Consider the following 18,882-nt stretch of genomic DNA (forward strand, 5'->3'; position numbering starts at 1 on the left):
GAAGCCGAGACTTCAGCTACACTGACCACAGCAGCATAGCTAACCCCCGACGTGTCCACTTTTCGGGGGTCGGGCCCCACTGCCACTGCAAGCTCTTAACCAGGCGATCGTGTGTGCTGAGGAAACAACAGGTCTCATTCACCATTCGGATCACGGCTCACAGTATGTCAGCGTGGTCTACAACGAGCGACTTACCCAGCACGGCATTACAGCTTCCACCGGAACTGTCGGTGACTTATATGACAATGCTCTGGCAGAAAACGTTAATGGTTCCTACAAGAACGAGCTAATCCATACTCGCAGGTGGGATGACGTTGTCGAGGTAGAAATCGCGACGTTCGAGTGGGTGTCATGGTGGAACGAGGTAAGGCTCCACCAAAGCTTGGGATACCGAACCCCGGTCGAGGTCGAAACCGAATTTTGGAAGCAGAACCCGCCACGGGCAATAATAGAAATCAAGGCAAATGCCTAGGAACAAAACCCGGGGCACTTCAGGCCGCTCAGAACGACCACGGCACCTTATGGGGAGAACACGACCTCACCTACAGCCTCCATTAACTAGCGCAAGCCCTTGATAGCCTGGGAGCACTGCCCCCTCTAGAACGACCCTCGACCACGGGAAAGCTCCGGTTTTGGACGCAATGTGGATATCTTCGACCGTACTCGCCGCTGGGCCTTTAGGGCGAACAAACGCAATTGGACAGACGGCATCAACGTCTGGGTTGAAGTTGTCCACGCACACGCCATCGCCGCCAACCTCAACCTAGAAAAAGAACACCGCGACCCCCTCCCCGAAAAGGAAATCCACCGCCTCGCCCCCAGCATCGCCCACTGGGTATGGACACGATTCAATCCCGAACAATTGTCCGCCATCCGAGCAGCACGCGGAAAATCAGGCGAAAAACGGTCCCAACAACGCAACGAAACAGCAAGTGAGGTACCGAATGGTCAAGCCAGATGCACCCCGAAGGCTAGGCGTACGATCTCCAAGGCTCACCGCACGTGAAGCTGCCCTAAAAATCGGTCGTCCTCCCCACACCATTCGCCGCTAGACATCGGAAATTCGTAAGGCGTTTATCGGACGTGCGCACGAAAAACGCGATAAAATCCGGGTGCTCCACAACCAAGGGCTATCTATGCGTGCGATCGCTAAAGGAGTCGGCTGCTCTGTCGGGACCGTGCATCGTTATGTGCACATGAAAGACCAGGCGCGTGCATGATCCACATCCTGGCCTCCGTCTATGCAATAGGCACGTGCAGCTCACCTTGCTAAGCAAGCATGACTCACTACCTAAGCACCTAGGTTTTCAGTAGAGACACCCTCCGCGCATGTCACGCCCGCAGAAATGTAACAAATTAGAAACAATCCTATGAAAACTATTGAACTTAATGTAAAATGTAAAGACATTTTACTTTCTAAATATACGAAGAAAATTTCATGAAAAAAGTTGTTCATTAATTCTCTCTAGCATGCTTGCAATTTCCTCAATTATCTCTCCCCCTGCAATTACAGAAGAGCAAGAGGTGGAAAGCTTGGATAACCCTATCGATGGGTCTATCGAGCGGGAGTATAGGAACGTGTTTCTTCAGAATGGAATCACCGACAAGTCAATTCAAGATCGCCTAATTGGGAAAATTGAGAATGGTGAATTAATTGACGCAGATAATCCAGAATCGGAACCTATACGCAGTGAAGAAACTGAGGAGTACGGTCGAGTAACGAAGAAGAATATATACCAGGATGGTTCCGTTAGTACGGTAGAAATGGGACCTAGTAGGTACGCTACTAGAGGAACCGGGATTTCCAATTGCCGAAGCTACGATTATTTGAACTGGGTTCGACACGATAACTGCCGAGTTGTGTACAACGGCATCGCTTTTTCGTACTCATTCTATGCAGATTATTCAACGGCAAAGAGTGGGAAAGTAAACGCTACGATTAGGAATATGCATAGCCCGATAATTCATAGAGCCATTGGCCACACTACAAGTTCGCCCTCCCTTGAAATAACCCAACAATGGCAGAACCGAAATATATCTCCAGCCTCAGCTAGAATGTCTTTCCAGGCAACTGCAGTGAAGGTTTTATGGACAACGACGCTATCTCTAACCCTTGAGGTTTCCGGAGTCCGCGCTCAAGCGTTATCTTGATGCAACTATGATGGTATATGATATTATATTTTCTATATTTGCCGTAGCATTACTAGTGGCCTTGACACTATTCCTGATAAAAGCGGTGTCCTTTATAAAAGAGGTACGGCAAGACATAAAAGACATAAAAGGAGAAGTTACTGGCAAGGGGAATTCTTCCAATAAATTCCAGGATTTAGATATTGAGTGATAACTGTATTTCACAGGTAATATAGTTACCGCTCCTAGTGGTGAACGTTCAAGACCTGCACCACTGTTGAGTCGGAGTTTTAGGTGTTGAACTTTACTGTCTGCGTGCTAGTGCTCGCGTCACCTTTTCTCCTGCCCTCATGCATACCGGGAATCAGCCGACGATTAAAGGCAGGAGTCTCCGATGTGCTGACTCCAGACGGTGTGGTGCTTCACGCTTCGTTGTCTTTCGCCCAATTTACTAGCTCTCTGGTGCGATTTTAGCCCCCTCCGGCCACCAACCGCTGCCCACACAGTGTCGAGCAGTCCTTTAGCTTCGTAGATCGCATCCAAGTGCCCACCAAACAGGGGTCAAGCACGATAGAGAGTTATAATGATACTTCTCCACCCGGTGACAGGTTCTATTGAATAATGCAGTTTGACGATTCTTTTCCGCTTTCGCTCATCCAGATTAATCGAGTACGACTAGGAAAAGTTGAGGGAAAATCATCTTCGGCATCTAGCTCTAGCTTTGCAGCAATTTGCATTACTGGGTCTTTTTTATCATCTTCCTCTTTTTCTGGTACCTCAACGATGGTCGTGAAAATGAAAACGGAGTAATTTTCTTTCTCTGAGTCCGACAACTCTTCTCCAAATCCGACAATTTCATCAATAAGGAGACTAAATATCGGCTCGGTCTGGCCTAAGAGGTAAGCTTGTTCGGATGCTAAAAGAACCTTATGAGACTGTCTCACACGTTCTACTGCTTCCTGATATTTCTCTTTCGCTTTGGGCAGAGATTCGAATGGACAGACGAATTTCGTTATATAGCACCAAGTGTGGACGCTTGGATTTAAACTTTTATTTAGCATATATTTCTATATTATCTTGGAGTCCAGTTAGTGCTATAAGCACCGTTTTGCCTGTATTGGCCAATTGTCTTACAGTGTCTCTTAGCATGATTGTCACCGAATCTGGAAACGAAGTTATTTGCTTCTTTTTCAGCCTTTTCTGGATCATTTTTATGGTTTCCGATGACGAAACCAACAACTGGGTTACCTGTTGTATTCTGATGGACTTGGCACTTCACCGTATACATCCCTCTATTATTCTTAGTCCGTGGGTCGTCTGGACCCAGCCCATATGCTAGGGGAGCTAAACAACTCAGTGCGACTAGAATGGACAAGATTCCAGCGTGATTTTTTACAACTCTTTTCATAGTTCAGCAGCCCTCAGTTAGCAAAGGAAAACGCCATCGATTCGGCCTGTGGCAACGCCAATATTAGTACGTGTCCCTGGTTGAATTGATTTGCATTGAGTGCCGAGCCCGAAGGCTAGCACCACTTTTACTCGTTGTGGGTCGCTTCCTCCACAATTGTTATAAACTTGGACGAATCCCTTTTCTGCTCGCGCTACAATGCAATTTGGTGCTGGAACAGCAGCCATAGTTGTTAGGGTAGCTTCGGTACTGCGAACTTCGGACCCTGCGAAGAGAACTTCGGCAACTTCACCTTTGGCAAATCTTGCGCTTTGACCCGGTTCTAGTTCGGCAACTTTTAATTGGTTGGTTGATAGATTGAAAGTGGGCGTTTCGGTAGCAGTTGCAGTCGCAGTGGTAGCTGTAGAAGTAGCAATGAAGCCCCGGTGATTATCGCTACTTTCCTAAGAAATAAAGACATTATTCTCCAACCCTGATAGCTTACTTTTCCAGAAACTTATCCGATCGCCTGAGAGCCGTCAAGAGGTTGTTCAGATTTAAATCTTAGCCAACCATTATTAGGGGCGTGCGCATTCCAAGAGTGCTGATGCATTACTGAGGTTGAGTCGTTGCTGCCATTCTGCATAAGACCAGGTTGCTGAAGCGTAAACGGACCGCCTCAGCGTAAAGTTTCTCAGGTATCGTTCCGTTTCAGTAGATGGGGAAATCTGGAACATGCCAAGGAAATTTGATCAGGATGCCAAGGAACGTCCGGTCCGTCTCGTGGAAGATCGCATCTCGGCGGAAAATACGTCGATGCACCCCGCGTGCCAGGCAGCAGCCCCAAAGTTGGGGTTTCATGGCATACGGCCCGTCTTTGGACTTAACCCTGCCCGCAGTGCCGGGGACATACCAGAGTCCAAACCTGAAGATTTGGCTGCCGAAAACGCAATGCTAGACCGTGTAAATCACCAGCTACACGAAACTAATGAACTTCTGAAGGCTGCCCGAGTTTTTCGCGTCATAACTCGACCCAAAATGTGGGAAATGATCCGATTCATCGATAACTATCGAGATCTTTTCCTAGTCGAATGCATGTGCACCGGCGTTATAAAATAACCGGGCTGGTCAATCGTTTTTATTGTCTCGCATGATTATCGCCAATCCACAGGCCACAACCCGAGGACTTTAGCGATCCTTACCGTCGCGACTGCGTGCTAGTTGAACACAGGAGTACTCTTCACCGTGATAACGACGGCCTCTTTGGCGCCGGCTAACATCCTAATCAAACCCCGAACTTCATACCGAGCCGGAGGCATAAACGTCTACACCACTACACGGGACTTGACCGTCCATATTAACGCAGTGCCCACGGTGGCACCGGTGAAAGATGAGCATGATGTGGTTGTCCCCCACGAAAAACATGACCTTCAACCCCCTGCGAGGCAAGACGGATGACTAACGAGTCTGGCTCCCGCAGCATGGCACTACACCCGCTGCGGGAGCCTTTGTCGTACTCACGCTGGGTTGTGCGCGCTGCATGGCCGCCGAGATTGGGCCAGCGGCAACGCACTTTGCTTACTGGCTAACCACACCGCACGATGGGTTGTGGATCGTAGACCGTGGTCTTGGTCTCGCGGGAAAGCTCCTTGCCGCTGAGATCCTTGATGATGCGGGTATCGGACGTCGTAAAGCCCGGGGCACCGGATGATGGCGAACAGTCGCTGCCTGGCACGGACCTCGGTTGTGGCTCGGTCTTGGCCCAACGGCCGTTATTGATGGATTCCACCTCTACCGTCTTGGTGCCTTTCAAGCGGACGGTGATCTCACCGCCGCCAAAATTAGTCTCGATCTGCACTGGGGTATTGAAAGTATTGGTAAATTGCAGGTCAATGGCGCCCTCGTACACGGTAGCCTCGCGGCCGGCCGGGTAGCGGGAAATGTAGTACGAGTGCGGGGTGTGCGCGGTATCCTGCATGCCCGCGAAGTACGCGGCGTTATACAGCGTGGTGGCGAACTGGGAGATGCCACCGCCCACGGCGGTACCGGAATGGCCGTCGATGATGATACCGGATTCCACATAGCCCTGCGCGGTGCCGCGGGGGCCGGTATAGCCGTTGAGGGAGAAGGTCTCACCTGGGTTCACAACGGCACCGTTGACCTCTTGGGCCACCAGCTGAATATTGCGCCCGGAGGCAGAAGAGAATCCACCGGTGGAGAACTCGCCCACGGTATCGTTAAACGTCGCGTTTTCGGCGTCCTCGGTGGTGAACTCGGCTGGGTCTGGCTTGTAGGTTGCGTCCCACTCGCGGTCATCGCCAGTCACACGCTTATCAAAGCCCTCCATGGTCGGCTTCCAGTCAATAATCTCGCCGTCCTGGGAGGGCGTGACCTGCTTGGAGCCACCAGCGAATTTCACTTTGGCGTTCACGCCAGGCACATCGGCGCCATCGGTGCGCTCTTGCAGCAATTGCTGCGCGCGGTTGCTATCGACCACTAGGTGCAGCCGGCCATCCTTTTTCTCAATGCTGGTGAACTGGGAAATCTCCGGCTTATTTAGCGTGGCGGTTACGTTATTTTGGGCCTTCAAGGTCAACGGATTATCCAGGGCCTTGGCGGCGTCACCGGTACGCATCTTTTCAATGGCCGCGTCATTAATGGCCGGCTCAATTTCTTCCGGCTCCACCTGCACGCCAGCCTTATCGAGCCAATTCGCTGCCACCGCATCGTGCAATTCGGTGCCTTCTACGGTCTGCCCCAACGTGGGATCGGTGACCTTGAGCTGACCATCATTAAGCTCCAGCATGCCGTCGACCGGCTCGGTAGAAAGCTCGTCTTTTACGCGATCAAGGGTGGGCTGCAGCTTATTATCGTCTACATCGGTTTCTACCGGGATATCTTCGGTAGAGCGAAAGAAGCTGGCCAGGCGGGTAATCGGGTTGAGCGAAGGCTCCTCAATGCCATCGACGGCGGCCTGGTTATCCAAGGCCAGGCCGGATTCGGCAGGAATAAAATCAGACTGCAGTTCGCCGGCGGTCACGGTCACGGGCTGGGTCTCAACGTCCTTGAGCTCGTCCTCAAGCTTGGCCACGGCGGCGGTGCGCTCCATGGCGGAGATATCCACGCCGCCAACGGAGACGCTGCGCGGGATCTTGTCCTGGTTTGCTATGACATCCCAGGCATAAGCGATGCCCGCAATGAGGACAAAACCCACGATCACGCCAAGCGTGATGAGCCAGCCCTTTGCACCGTTTTTTCCTTCTGCCTTCTTCACGCTTTAAAGGTTAACGGGTGCAGGGGCGTTTTTCCTAGTCGCTGTCCCCAGTGTGGACATGGTGGGCGGCTTCACCAAGGCGCTCAAGGTTCAATCTGCCCTCATCGACTGCGCCCACGACGGCATCGATCACGGCGTTGATATCGGCCTCGGTGGACCACAGGGGCATGTCGGCACCGGCGGCGAGGGAGGTAATGACGGCATCGGCAAGCGGAAGCGAGTCCGAAATGGCCGCCATGCCGCCAATATCATCGGTATAGATGGTGCCGTCATACTGCAAGGCCTCGCGGGCAAGGTCATAGGCCTCCGGCAAGATGGAAGCAGAGGTCTGACCATCGCCCAGGCCCGGGACCGCGAGGTGCCCCATCATCAGCGCCGCATTCGGCGCGGCGGGAATGGCGTTTTGGAAGGGAATAAACTCGTGGTTTTCGAGCTCTTCCAGCGGCGGGGTAATGGCTTCCGCCAGGTGGGTGTCGCCCGAGGCGCGACCGTGGCCGGGGAAGTGTTTGAATACGGCCTTGACCCCGGCTGCATCCAGCCCGCGGGCGAAGGCGGCGCCGTATTCACCGGCCTGGGTGGGATCGGTGGAAAAGGCGCGATCGCCCACAACCTCGAGGTCATCCCCATCGACATCGAGCACCGGCGCGAAGTCCACGTTGATGCCATACTCCATGAGGCGCTTGCCGATGTCCCCTGCAAGCTGTTCTACCTGCTCCGGCGAATTATCCGCCGCCATCTGCTGCGCGGAGGGGTATTCGCCCAGAATTTCTGAAAAACGCTGCACGCGCCCGCCCTCGAAGTCGATGGCGACCTCAAAATCGCGGCCTAGTTCCGCGCGCAGGGCATTAATATTGCGGCCCTCTTCTTCCAGCAAACCGGGATCCGCCCAGCTGGGGATGAAAATGCCTCCCACGCCGGCCTCCAACTTGGCCTTGGCATCCTCGTAGCTGGTCGCCGGCGGCATAAGAACCGAGGCGGCGGTGGCGCGAATATCCTCTGGCGCTGGTGCTGGGACTGCATCCGTGGCGGACGCGGCGGTATCGGACGACGAGGGCGCGGGAGCCGCGGAGTCGTGTGCCTTGTCTTCCTCCGAGGTGGAATTAGAGCAGGCGCTAAGCACAGCCACGAGGCCCAAGCTGGCAATGATGCGGGAATATTTCATGCCTTCCAGTGTGCAGCATTCCTCGCGAACTAACCTAGGCGGTGGGTAGACTAGTGACATGAGTAACGGCAAAACAATGCTAATTGCCTATGATGGCACCGAACGCGCCGACCGCGCCTTGGAGTACGCCGCACAGCTTTTGCGCCCCTCCACGGTGGAAATCCTCACCGCTTGGGAACCGGTGGCACGCCAAACCGCACGCGCCGTAAGCCGCACGGGCATGCACCAGTCCACCGTGTCCCCCGATAGCGTGGAAGACGATCCCGCCTACGAAGAGGCGCTGAAAATCTGCCGCCAAGGCACCCAATTGGCCGAAAACTTGGGCCTAGCCGGCCGCGCCCACCTCGTGGAATCCGCCACCACCATCTCTTCGGCGATCGTGGATGCCGCGCACGAGCTAGACGTAGATGTCATCGTGACCGGCACCCGCGCGCTCACCGGCTTTCGCGCCTGGTGGACTAACTCCACGGCGGACCAGATCGTGCGCAACGCGGGCCTGCCCGTCTTTATCGTCCCGCAAGAAAACGATGAAGACGCGGAAGATGACGATCCGGAATACTTCTAAGTAGCTGCTACTATCTTTAGCCATGGCTCTGGAATCCGATTCTTTAAACAAGCGCACCCTCGGCCCCGCTGTGGGTAGCGCTGTTGTGGGCATCGCCCTGGGCATTATCACCATCATCGGCATCGCCCAGTTCTCCGGTAGCGATACCGTGCCCGAAGGCAATGCGGTCTCCGCCGATGATGCAGTGCTGGGCGGGCCTGAATACGGCTCCCGCGATTAGATGGGCGCACCGGCGTGCATGACCGGGATCGGACCGACCAGCTCACCCGCGGCCTGCACAGCGGTTCTTATTTAAACCGCTACCGCAGAGCCACCCGCGCCCTGCGCCACCGCTGCGCGCGCCTTGCCCGGCCCTATCCGCTGGGCATTATTGCCTTGGCGCTCATCCTCGCGGTACAGCCATGGGGGCTAACCGCCGCCGATACCAAACACGATCTAGCCGCGGACCCGCTGCACTTCCTGCGCGGCGCGCTTGCTGCCTATACCGATATATTTACCCTGGGCCAGCTGCAGAACCAGGCCTATGGTTATCTATTCCCGCAGGGTCCCTTTTTTGTGTTAACCGAACCCCTGCCGGATTGGATAGCCCAACGCCTGTGGTGGCTACTGGTCTTAAGCGTAGGCTTTATTGGGTTTTACAAGCTGGCTACCCGGATAGGACTGCGCGGCCGGTGGGTCTGGGTTGCCGCAATGCTCTACGCCTTGTCTCCGCGCTCACTGTCCACGCTGACGGCCATTTCTTCTGAAACCTGGCCGGTCATGCTAGCCCCGTGGGTCATCTTGCCCTTCTTGCGAGAGCGGCTCACCTGGCGCGATGCTGCCGCCGCTACGATTCCTGTGGCGCTCATGGGCGCGGTCAACGCCACCGCCACGCTCGCGGCCTGCACCCCAGCGCTTGTCATCGTGTTGTACCGCCGCGCCTTCAAGCCCGGCGCGGCCTGGCTCCTTGGCTGCCTGTGCGTATCGGCGTGGTGGATTGGCCCGCTTATTATCTTGGGCCGCTACGCCCCGCCGTTTACGGAATTTATCGAATCCTCCCGCGTAACCACCCGGTGGCTGAACCTACCGGAAATCCTGCGTGGGACAACAAGCTGGTCGCCCTTTGCGGATGCCGAGCGCATTGCCGGCAACGAGCTGGCCACCTCTGCGTTCTTTGTCCTTATCACCATGGCCGTGGCCGCAATAGGAATATATAGCCTGTGCCGGTTGCCCCGCGTGTGGTCCATCATGCTGGTAACCGGTGTAGCGATATTGGGCTGCCAGGCGGCGTGGTACCTCGACGCGCTCGATGGAGCGCTGGCGCCCCTGCGCAACCTGCACAAATTCGATCCGCTGGTGCGCATCCCATTGCTTTTGGGCTTTGCCCGTGCCTGTCAGCGCCTGCCGCTGCCCACCGGTCTGCGCCCCACCAAGAAGCAGACGGTGGGCGCGCTGGTGCTACTGGTGTGCATCAGCGCCATCTCCCCGGCGTGGTCCCAGCGGCTGCTGCCCCTTGGCGCCTATGACGAGGTGCCGGACTATTGGCACCAAGCCACGGACTACATCAACGAGCACGCGGAGAATACGCGCACCCTGATCTATCCTGAGGCCTCCTTCGCCCGCCAGGAGTGGGGCTGGACTCGCGATGAGCCGGCGCAGCCGCTTCTTGATGTCCCGTGGGCCGTCCGCGATGCCATCCCCCTCGTGCCGCCGGAGGCCATCCGCGGCCTCGACGGAGTGATGGCAGGACTAGACGAGGACCCGGCCAGCGGCGTGCGCGCCTTGCAGCGCTTGGGCATTGGCGCGGTGATGGTGCGCCACGATCTCTTTGCCGCAGATAATGACACCTTGAGCAGCAAATTTGGCGGTGAAGTGCACACTTTTGGCGAGGTCGATGTGATTATGCTCGAGCAGCATTCCACGGCTTTGACCTCAGACGATCCCGTCCGCGTGGCCGGTGGCGGCGAGGCGCTGGCCTTCCTCGATGCCCACGATGGCCCGGCCGCCCGCGAACTGGTGGACAAGGATGCCGATATCGTCACCGATACCCCCACGCTGGTGGATCGCAATTACGGCACGCTCCATGGAGCCGCCTCGGCGCCGCTATCCACAGACGATCCCAGCCACGTTTATAACCGCCTGCGCGATTATCCCTCCGCCGGCCCGCTGACCACGGTGGAGACCCACGGCGGCGATGTCGAGGTCTCTTCTTCTGCCGCCGATGCCACCGCCTTTGGCGGCGCCCAGCCGGAAAAGTCCGCCACCGCCGCCGTCGATGGGGAAAATTCCACCGCCTGGTGGCCCGCACCCGGCGATGATGAGAGCTGGATCGAGCTGCGCGGTGACTTTAGCCAACCGAGCCTGAAGCTCATGGCCACCAGCTCCACCACGGTGACGGTGCGCTCGGGTGGCGCTGCAGTAGAGGTAAACCTGCAGCCCTTCCGCTCCCAGACGGTGCGCGTGCCCGGCGGGGATTCGCGGGCCATCCGCGTGGAATTATCCCACCGCACCGGCATCGCGGAACTGGAGGTGCAAGGCCATCCCATCGAGCGCGTAGTCACCGTGCCGGATACCTCGCCGAATGTGCACCAATTCTTCTTCCAGCAGCTGGTGCACGATACCGGCGTGCTCATTCGCGATGTCACCGTGCCGCGCCGCATGGAGGTCACGGTGGATTCCACCAAGCCGGTGCTTATCGATTCCCACCGGTACTCCCCCGGCAGCACCCTGACCCTTGAGCCCGGCGTCCACCGCGTGCGCACCACCGGCGCGTGGGTGTCAATGACGGAGAAGGGCTGGTCCCCGCCGAGCGATTATCGCCTCACCGATTTTTCCATCGCTGCTGCAGGAGATGAGCGCCTGCTCATTACCGGCCGCGCCTTTAATAAGGGCCTGCGCGGATTTATAGGCGATACCGAGCTCACCCCGTACGAGATCGATGCCGCCACCCAGGCGTTTATCGTCCCGGCGGGCACGCATGGGGAATTCCGCATGACCTTTAAGGCGCAGCCTGCCTACCGCGCCGCCCTGCTCTTTGGCGACGCACTCGGCCTGGCCACGCTGGGGTTCTGCCTGCTTTTCGCCGCGCGCCGTAGCCCGCAGCCCACCTGGCACCCGCATCCTGGCGGCATGGCCTCTGCGGTGTATTCGCTGGCCTGCCTGGCACTGGTGGGATGGCCGGCGGCGCTTGCGGGCATGGCCGCCTGGCTCATCGTGCGCTGGACCACCATTCCGCGGGCTTATTTTGCCAGCGGCGTGGTAGCGGCGGCCGGGACCATCCTTGCCCGAGCTCCATGGACCTCAGGGGCCTATGCCGGCGATTCCGTGCTGCTTATGTGCTTATGTGCCGCGGGGCTGGCCTGCCTTTTCGCCGTCGACGGCCCCGGCCCCGGACCCGGCCACGGCCCATCAGAAGGTCGCGGCCCGGGCGCTCGATAAGCGTATAGCTCGCCGCAGAAACCACAACGGTCCCCACCACCGTGACGGCAAGGATCACCCAAAAATCCAGCGGTTTCCCGCTAAACAGCGCCACCCCGGTTAACGGGAAGGCCACGGCGAGCACCGCCACGTGCCACAAGAAAATGGAATAGGACCACGCGCCCAGCGCCTGCATGAGCGGCGAGGTAAGCCACGAGGTTCCACGTGGAACCAAGGCCACCGGCACCACCACGCACGCCGCGAATACCGCCCCAGCGATGATGCGGCGGGCAAATTCCGCCGGCTCCGGATGCACCAGCCCGGCCGGCCCAAACCAATCCCGGCTCGCCACCCACAGCACGAGCCCCGCCAGCACAACCCAGGCCCAGCGCACCCGCAGAATCCGCGCCGTGCGCTTGCCGATGCCCCTTTCTTCCACCTCCGCCGCCAGCATGCCCACCGCGAACCACGAGGCATAAGCCGGCGGCCAGATTTGCGAGTTGACCTGGTCCTCGCCGTAGTCCGCGACAAAGGGGATAAATCCCCACCCCCAGCTCAGCACGGCGCCGCCGGCGATAACGGCCATGCGCCAGCGCTGCGGCAGGCTGCCAAGGGCCCACACCAGAAGCGGTAGTACCAGGTAAAAGAAAAACTCCACGCAGAGGGACCAGAGGTGGGTAAGGCCCGGGGCAAGGCCATCGACCACATAGATCTGCGTGGAGGTCAGGTTGGCGAGGATCTGGGTGGGGGTGATGGAGTGGGCATCGGGAAGCAGCAGCAAAACCGATACCACGCAGGCGTAATAGGCCGGTGCCAAGCGCGCGATGCGGGAGTGGGCATAGCCGCGCGCCGTGTGCAGCCCCCGCCGGCGCCACAATAAAAAGGCGCTGAGGGCGAAAAAGACGGCGACGAAGAAATCGAAACGCCCGGCAAATCCCCACCCGGTGCCGGTTTGGAAGGATACGTGGGTGACAATGATCCCTAGTGCTGCAACCGCGCGTAGGCCGTCTAGCTCCGGCAGGTGCTGGGGTAGGCTTTTCACAGATGCCTGCGTGCGCACGCTTGCTCCTTTACCCCGGAAACCTGAAACTGATTGGATATAGTACTGCAATGAGCCGCTACCTTTGGCCACGCTCGCCACGGACGTGGGTTGTCATTGCCGCAATCATTTTCCTCCTCATTGGTACCCTCGCCCCGACCCTCTACAATAACCGGACCCGCCCGCTGGGCTTGGATCAAGATTTTTCCACCTCGAGCGGACCCACCGATGCGGTATGGATGGACGTGCGCGCCCTCATGGCCGGTGAAGCCCCCGCTACCGCATCCGGCGATGACCCGCGCTGCGCCGACAAATCCGCCCCGATGTGGTGCTACCAGCACCACGGGCCGCTGACCTTGGAGCGCACCATTGCCACCGGCGAGGTGGACGATGATGACACCATCGCCACCACCGATTCCGTGACCAGCCTGCTGGCTGGAAAAGACGGGGACTCCCAAGAGGAAATCGCCACTGTTGATCAGCACTCGGTGCTCAACCGCGAATCCACGTTCCCAGTGGCGAATCCGGTCAATAAATGGGCCCTCGCCCTACCCGAGTTCAACGCCGATCTAACCCGCGCGGATTTCGAGCGAGACGGCCTGACCTATTTCTTCCCCTCCGGCACGGAGCAGCGCTCCTACCCATTTTTTGATTTCCTGGCGCAGGAATCCACGCCGATAGACTTTACCGGCGACTCCAAGGTGGATGGCATCCCCATCTATTCCTATCACCAGGATTTACAGCCGCTGCCGCTGAAAAACACCTTTAGCAATATCAGCGCGGGGCTAGATAGCACCACTAAAACGGACGAGCTGAAATCCGGCGATTTCCAGTTGAAGGGTCCCGCAAGCCGTTTTTATGACCGCCACTCGCGCGAGCTTTTGGACTTGGATGCGGATGCGACCGTTATTGTCGAGCCCTTTTATACCGTGGGCCGCGATATTTCGGTCGAGCCCACCACCGGCACCATCGTGGATGTCCGGGAAAACGTTAAGGTCTTTTTCGCCACCGATATCCAACAGGCGGGAACCCTTATCGCGGAGGATGACACCGAGGATCGCTCCGTGCTGGCCGCGGATTTCCGATGGTCAGAGGATACCCGCGCGGAGCGCCTCGCCGAGGTCCGCCCGGTAATCTACGCCATCCGGGGGCTGATGGCCGTTGGCTGGCTGGGCAAGGCCATCGGCGTTTCCCTGCTCATTTTCGCCGCCTACCAGTACATGCGCCGCCACCGTGACACCCATGATGCCGCACACGCCTAGGCGCATCCTCCTCGGGCTATGGGGAATTCTTCTCGTGGCCGCGGTGTGCTGGCCCTTCGCGCTGCCCGGTGAATTCCTCTGGCGCGATATGGTGCTCTTAAACGATCCGGGGCTTACCCCATCCGCGCTGGGTGCGGGAAGCCTGCCAGCCCGCAACGCACCACAAGATGGGTTTTTGGCATTACTCGGCGGCGCGTGGACCGCCCGGGGCCTTATCTTTACCGCCGCTGGGGCCGCCGCTCTCACCGCCGCGCTGTGGTCTCGCACCACGGTAGCGGCGCTGGCCGCGATGACCATCGCGGTGGCCAATCCCTTTGTCATCGAACGCCTCCTGCAAGGCCAGTGGTCCTTGGCCATTGCGGCCTGGTTACTCCCGGTCATCGCCTGGGCGGGGCGCCGCCACAGCTGGCTGGCATGGCTGGCCATGTGGGGAGCATCGCTTACCCCCACCGGCGGGTTATTTGCGGTGGTCACGGCACTTTTTACCTGCCGGAAGCGCGTGGCCTTGGCGGGCTGCCTCTTGTGGCTGCCGTGGCTGGTTCCAGGCCTTTTCCAACCCGGCGTGCCTGGCGATGCCGCAGCCGCCGTCGCGGCCTTTTCCCCGCGGGCCGAAGAACACGTGGGCACGGTGGGCGCGCTCTTGCGGCTCGGCGGAATTTGGAATGGCGAGGCTGCCCTTGGCCTGGCCGTGTTCGGCCTCTTCGTCGCAGTCCTCGCGCTGGCGGGCGCGCACCGCGTCCCGGCGCGCTTGACCGTCCTGGCCGCGCTGGGACTCGGCGGGGCGCTGGCGTGTTGGCTATTGCCCGGCATGCTGGAATGGGCCATCGATAACGTTCCAGGGGCCGGCCTTTTGCGCGATAGCCACAAACTCACGATGCTCGCGCTGCCGCTATACGTCGCCTCCATCGGCGCGCTGCCGCAGATTCCGGCCGTGCTGGCGCTAGTGGCTGCCACCATCCAGGTCCTCCCCGCCCCGTCCCGCCTTGCCGTGCTTTCTCCCCGCGATACCGGGGTGGATGAGCAGTTGGTGCGCGGTATTGACGGCCGCCTGGCGTTTTTCCCCGAACGGCCCAATTTGGTGGAGGTTCCCACGGGGGATGGCGGTGCGCATCGGGAAGCCACCCCGGGGGTCGCGGTCGATCCCTATTCCAAGGCGGTGCCGATGGTGGAATCCGGCGAGCTCAGCGTGGACGGTGAAGTCATCGATCAGGCCTCACCGCAGTACCGCGCGGCGCTGCGCGCCTGGCAGGACCGCGATATGGCAGGCCTTGCGGAACTTGGGGTGGGCGTCGTGGTGGTCGATGGCGCCATCGCCGCAGAGACCAACGCCCCGCGCCCCGAGCTGCCGTGGGCACTTACCGCCCTGTGGATGGCTTCCCCGCTACTAAGCCTTGGAGCAATTGCGCAAAGGCAGCGCCGGTCTTCTCCCACGAAAAGCGCGCGGCAAACTCTCGGGCATTAGACCCTAGGCGCCGTCGCAACTCCGCGTTCTCCAGTAACTCCTGGGTGGCCGCCACGAAGTCACCCTCTTCTTCTACAAGGATTCCGGTCTCGCCATCGATTACGCTATCGCGCAGGCCAAATGCATAACCTACTGTGGGAACCCCATGTTGGGCGGCCTCCATGACGGCAAGGCCCCAACCCTCTTTGTGGGAGGGCATGAGGTGGGCATCGGCACGCGCGAGCAAGGCGTGCTTATAGTCTTCCGTAACCTGGCCACGAAAACGCACGCGATCCGTCACGCCGAGCTTTTCGGCATAATCGCGCAAATTCGACTCCCACCAGCCCGAGCCAATCACATCCAAAACCGCGCCCGGCGTGCGCGCCACCGTATCCATGGCGTGCTCGATCTGCTTGTGTGGGACTAGCCGCGAGAGTGTCACCAGGTGCTTATCCGCCTCGCGCTCGAGGGAAGGCACGTGCGCCGGAATGGGGTCTAGGCCATTGGCGATGATCCGCGCGCCGTCAATGCCGAGCGCCTCCAAATCCTCGCGCGAGGCCTGCGAGACCGTGACGTAGGTCGAATCCCGATATACCCGCGGTGCCACGCGCGATTCCAAGAACCAGCCCAGCCGCCCGAGCACCGGACCAGCCACGGGCCATTGCTCGCGGTGGCAATGGTGGGTAAGTAGCACCGTCGGCGCGCCGGAAATCAACCGCGCGAAGAAGGGAATGCCGTTTTGGGTATCGATGACCGCGTCGATACCGCGCAGATCCCCCAGGCCCATTCTCCCGGCCGCGATGGCCGCCCACGCGCGCGGGTACACGCCAAACTTGGCACCGCCGCGGCTATAGCGCACGCCACCCCGGACTTCCCGGCGCGCCGCATTCATGTGCTTAGAGGTGCGAAAGACCACCTCGTGGCCCTGCGCCGCTAGGTACTCCCCCACGCGTTCGAGGTAACGCTCGGAGCCACCGCCCTGCGGGTGGGTGGAATCGCGCCAGCATAGTAAAAGAATTTTCATCGTGGGGTATTAGCCTAGTGGTTTATGAAACACACCCGCGACATGGCCACGCTCTCCCGCTCCTGGGCGCTGCTGCGCTCTTTCCGCTTCGAGCAAACCCGCCCCGATCTTTTCTACGGCGGCCTGGCAGAAGATACGGCCACGCTGGTGGAAAACTTGGGCCGCGACTTGAGCGTGCCGCTTGCCGATGCCCTCGTGCTCGACGTAGGCGGCGGCCCCGGCTATTTTGCCGCCGCCTTCGCGGACCGCGGCGCGTCCTACGTTGGCCTTGAGCCCGATGCCGGGGAAATGTCCGCTGCCAATATCCGCCTCAGCAATTCCGTGCGTGGCGATGGCACGCGCCTGCCCTTCGCGGACGATTCCTTCGATGTGGTTTATTCCTCTAATGTCGCCGAACACATCCCCCGCCCGTGGGATATGGGTAAAGAAATGTTGCGCGTTACCCGCCCCGGCGGCCTGTGCATCATGAGCTATACCGTCTGGCTCGGCCCCTTCGGCGGCCACGAAACCGGGCTGTGGGAGCACTACATAGGCGGCGCCTTCGCCCGCGACCGCTATACCCGCCGCCACGGGCACCCGCCCAAGAATGTCTTTGGCACCTCACTATTTAATGTCCCCTGCTCCGCAGGCCTCACCTGGGCCGAGTCCACCGGCGCGCTAAAGCTCGCCTTTCCGCGCTACCACCCCAGCTGGGCGTGGTGGCTGACTAAGGTTCCTGGCCTGCGCGAATTCGCCGTATCCAACCTGACGCTGGTATTGCAACCGGACTAGGCCGCGCCACAGCTCGCACCGAGGTTGTCCTACTATACTGCCTAGCATGCCGGACCAACTACAGCGCTCACAGCTCTCCCCCACCGTTCGCGCAGCTCACCTGGGGTGGGCCGTGGCCAGCGTCGTCGCCACATTTGCCGGTGCGGCACTCATTGGCATCGCCAGTGGCCTCATTACAAAGAGCGGTTCCTGGGTCGCCTTTGGCATCGCCGTCGGCGGTGCCTTCTTCGGCTTGGGAACGGTCTGGTACGGAGTTTCCCGCCGCTTGGGCTGGTCGTGGCGCGATGCCGGGTTTGTGAAAGCCGAGCATTCCTTATGGCACCTGCTGTGGTGGATTCCCCTCGCCATCCTGGGCTCTGGTGCGGCCACGGGTGCCGTCAATGCACTCCTGGGCAGCGAACCAGCCGGCAATAACCTTTCCGCCGGCCTAAAGATCAGCCCCGCCGCCACCATCATGGTGGTACTCAGCACCGCGCTTGTCATTCCCCTCGTAGAAGAGGTGGCCTTTCGCCGCGTCCTATTGGATTGGCTGCAAAATTCCATGCCCACCTGGGCAGCAGCGCTTATCACCGTCGCTGTCTTCGCCCTCGCACACGGCATCCCCGCAGTAATGCTCTACATCGCATTCTTTGGCACCTTTTTGGTGCTAGCACGCCTCTGGTTCAAGACACTTACCGCTCCCCTGTGCATTCACATTGCAAATAACACGGTCGTAGCAATCACGGCCCTAGCGGGACTATCGGGCTAAGGAGTCCCTGCGCAGCGGGAGAAAGAAGCGCTAGTTCAGTAGCCGAGGTAGGACCTAAACTCACAACGCTTCATATCGACAGCGCACATTTTTCGTTATACGATATTTTCATGCCTGTGAACATCACTCAAGACCAACTCGACAATTGGGTTTCCGAAGCAGAAGAAGGCTACGACCCAGAAGTGTTGAAAAAGCGCGGACGTGGACGCCCCGGTCGCGGGGCGGAGCCTGCTCAGGTCGTCGCTGTGCGCCTGACTGCCGATGAACTTAGCGCCCTAGATCGCCTGGCTACGGAAAAGAATCTCACCCGATCTGAGCTTGTTCGCCAGGCAATCAGCGCACTCACGGCGGCATGAGAACAGCCAAATCCGCCACAAAGCACGGTATCGCAGAAACCGACGGAATCCATGCTGCTTCCTATCCACTGTGGATAGAGCCTCTTGATGATGACCCTAGTCAATGGCGAGAACTCCGCCTCGGTTTTGATACCCATGCTCGACTGCTGGAAACCGTCGTGGTTGTTGCCTCCGACGGGGACGAACTATTAATCCATGTAATGAAAGCCCGACCACACTACAGCAAGCTCATCGAATAACGACGTCCCGATCCTCACCGGTTGAGGCACTCGCCGAGGGGCCCTGTTGGATCCGTGACCAATCCTAGAGACGATTTATTCCCACTTT

At 59.0% G+C, this 18,882-nt stretch carries 18 protein-coding genes; 12 read left to right on the plus strand and 6 right to left on the minus strand.

What is annotated here, in order from left to right:
- Nucleotides 1-109 precede the first annotated feature (109 nt).
- The 3 genes from ABRP84_RS09395 to ABRP84_RS09405 all read left to right on the plus strand — a co-directional run bounded on the left by ABRP84_RS09395 (nt 110) and on the right by ABRP84_RS09405 (nt 1,220).
- A complete protein-coding gene (locus ABRP84_RS09395; RefSeq protein WP_502879800.1) occupies nt 110-472 on the plus strand; it encodes an integrase core domain-containing protein in 363 nt (120 codons plus the stop codon).
- A 171-nt stretch (nt 473-643) separates the two neighbouring features.
- Nucleotides 644-1,006, plus strand: a complete 363-nt coding sequence (locus ABRP84_RS09400; protein ID WP_023024206.1) for a primase C-terminal domain-containing protein — start codon at nt 644-646, stop codon at nt 1,004-1,006.
- 100 nt (nt 1,007-1,106) lie between these two features.
- A complete protein-coding gene (locus ABRP84_RS09405; protein ID WP_349819740.1) occupies nt 1,107-1,220 on the plus strand; it encodes a helix-turn-helix domain-containing protein in 114 nt (37 codons plus the stop codon).
- A 1,521-nt stretch (nt 1,221-2,741) separates the two neighbouring features.
- On the opposite strand, the gene ABRP84_RS09410 is transcribed toward ABRP84_RS09405, so the two are convergent.
- The 4 genes from ABRP84_RS09410 to ABRP84_RS09420 all read right to left on the minus strand — a co-directional run bounded on the left by ABRP84_RS09410 (nt 2,742) and on the right by ABRP84_RS09420 (nt 7,953).
- Nucleotides 2,742-3,191, minus strand: a complete 450-nt coding sequence (locus ABRP84_RS09410) for a hypothetical protein (protein ID WP_349853508.1) — start codon at nt 3,189-3,191, stop codon at nt 2,742-2,744.
- Between the two features lie 364 nt (nt 3,192-3,555).
- Nucleotides 3,556-3,765 (minus strand): alpha-amylase inhibitor, encoded by a 210-nt coding sequence (locus ABRP84_RS11290; protein ID WP_502879801.1) that lies wholly within the window; start codon nt 3,763-3,765, stop codon nt 3,556-3,558.
- Between the two features lie 1,337 nt (nt 3,766-5,102).
- Nucleotides 5,103-6,791 carry a VanW family protein gene (locus tag ABRP84_RS09415; protein WP_349853509.1) on the minus strand — a complete coding sequence of 563 codons (1,689 nt, stop codon included), beginning with the start codon at nt 6,789-6,791 and terminating at the stop codon, nt 5,103-5,105.
- A gap of 34 nt (nt 6,792-6,825) precedes the next feature.
- Nucleotides 6,826-7,953, minus strand: a complete 1,128-nt coding sequence (locus ABRP84_RS09420) for a glycoside hydrolase family 3 N-terminal domain-containing protein (RefSeq protein WP_349853510.1) — start codon at nt 7,951-7,953, stop codon at nt 6,826-6,828.
- A gap of 58 nt (nt 7,954-8,011) precedes the next feature.
- On the opposite strand from ABRP84_RS09420, the gene ABRP84_RS09425 reads away from it, so the two are divergent.
- The 3 genes from ABRP84_RS09425 to ABRP84_RS09435 are packed head-to-tail and all read left to right on the plus strand — an operon-like array spanning nt 8,012 to nt 11,935.
- Nucleotides 8,012-8,518, plus strand: a complete 507-nt coding sequence (locus ABRP84_RS09425) for a universal stress protein (protein WP_034657804.1) — start codon at nt 8,012-8,014, stop codon at nt 8,516-8,518.
- 22 nt (nt 8,519-8,540) lie between these two features.
- On the plus strand, nt 8,541-8,738 hold the full coding sequence (locus ABRP84_RS09430; protein ID WP_349853511.1) for a DUF2613 domain-containing protein: 198 nt from the start codon (nt 8,541-8,543) through the stop codon (nt 8,736-8,738).
- Between the two features lie 14 nt (nt 8,739-8,752).
- Entirely contained in the window at nt 8,753-11,935 is a 3,183-nt protein-coding gene (locus ABRP84_RS09435) for an alpha-(1->3)-arabinofuranosyltransferase domain-containing protein (protein WP_349853512.1), read from the plus strand.
- Here ABRP84_RS09435 and ABRP84_RS09440 read toward each other — a convergent pair.
- Entirely contained in the window at nt 11,829-12,974 is a 1,146-nt protein-coding gene (locus ABRP84_RS09440) for an acyltransferase family protein (protein WP_349853514.1), read from the minus strand. The genes ABRP84_RS09435 and ABRP84_RS09440 overlap by 107 nt on opposite strands.
- 50 nt (nt 12,975-13,024) lie before the next feature.
- Here ABRP84_RS09440 and ABRP84_RS09445 point away from each other — a divergent pair, with 50 nt between their 5' ends.
- Nucleotides 13,025-14,215 (plus strand): porin PorA family protein, encoded by a 1,191-nt coding sequence (locus ABRP84_RS09445; protein ID WP_349853515.1) that lies wholly within the window; start codon nt 13,025-13,027, stop codon nt 14,213-14,215.
- Nucleotides 14,196-15,677, plus strand: coding sequence for an MmpA family trehalose lipid delivery protein (locus ABRP84_RS09450; protein WP_349853517.1), 1,482 nt, complete (start codon nt 14,196-14,198; stop codon nt 15,675-15,677). The genes ABRP84_RS09445 and ABRP84_RS09450 overlap by 20 nt, the downstream gene beginning before the upstream one ends.
- Here ABRP84_RS09450 and ABRP84_RS09455 read toward each other — a convergent pair.
- The gene (locus ABRP84_RS09455) at nt 15,571-16,680 is read right to left on the minus strand and encodes a glycosyltransferase family 4 protein (RefSeq protein ID WP_349853518.1); all 1,110 of its coding nucleotides are present in this window, start codon (nt 16,678-16,680) and stop codon (nt 15,571-15,573) included. The genes ABRP84_RS09450 and ABRP84_RS09455 overlap by 107 nt on opposite strands.
- 24 nt (nt 16,681-16,704) lie before the next feature.
- Between ABRP84_RS09455 and ABRP84_RS09460 the strand changes: the two genes are divergently transcribed.
- The 4 genes from ABRP84_RS09460 to ABRP84_RS09475 all read left to right on the plus strand — a co-directional run bounded on the left by ABRP84_RS09460 (nt 16,705) and on the right by ABRP84_RS09475 (nt 18,794).
- Nucleotides 16,705-17,451, plus strand: a complete 747-nt coding sequence (locus tag ABRP84_RS09460; RefSeq protein ID WP_349853519.1) for a class I SAM-dependent methyltransferase — start codon at nt 16,705-16,707, stop codon at nt 17,449-17,451.
- Between the two features lie 46 nt (nt 17,452-17,497).
- Nucleotides 17,498-18,199, plus strand: a complete 702-nt coding sequence (locus tag ABRP84_RS09465; RefSeq protein ID WP_349853520.1) for a CPBP family intramembrane glutamic endopeptidase — start codon at nt 17,498-17,500, stop codon at nt 18,197-18,199.
- 110 nt (nt 18,200-18,309) lie between these two features.
- Nucleotides 18,310-18,555 (plus strand): ribbon-helix-helix domain-containing protein, encoded by a 246-nt coding sequence (locus ABRP84_RS09470; RefSeq protein ID WP_005285139.1) that lies wholly within the window; start codon nt 18,310-18,312, stop codon nt 18,553-18,555.
- The gene (locus tag ABRP84_RS09475; RefSeq protein WP_349853521.1) at nt 18,552-18,794 is read left to right on the plus strand and encodes a toxin; all 243 of its coding nucleotides are present in this window, start codon (nt 18,552-18,554) and stop codon (nt 18,792-18,794) included. The genes ABRP84_RS09470 and ABRP84_RS09475 overlap by 4 nt, the downstream gene beginning before the upstream one ends.
- The last annotated feature ends 88 nt before the right edge of the window (nt 18,795-18,882 follow it).

Source organism: Corynebacterium sp. KPL2861, assembly GCF_040225475.1.
Classification (GTDB): Bacteria; Actinomycetota; Actinomycetes; order Mycobacteriales; family Mycobacteriaceae; genus Corynebacterium.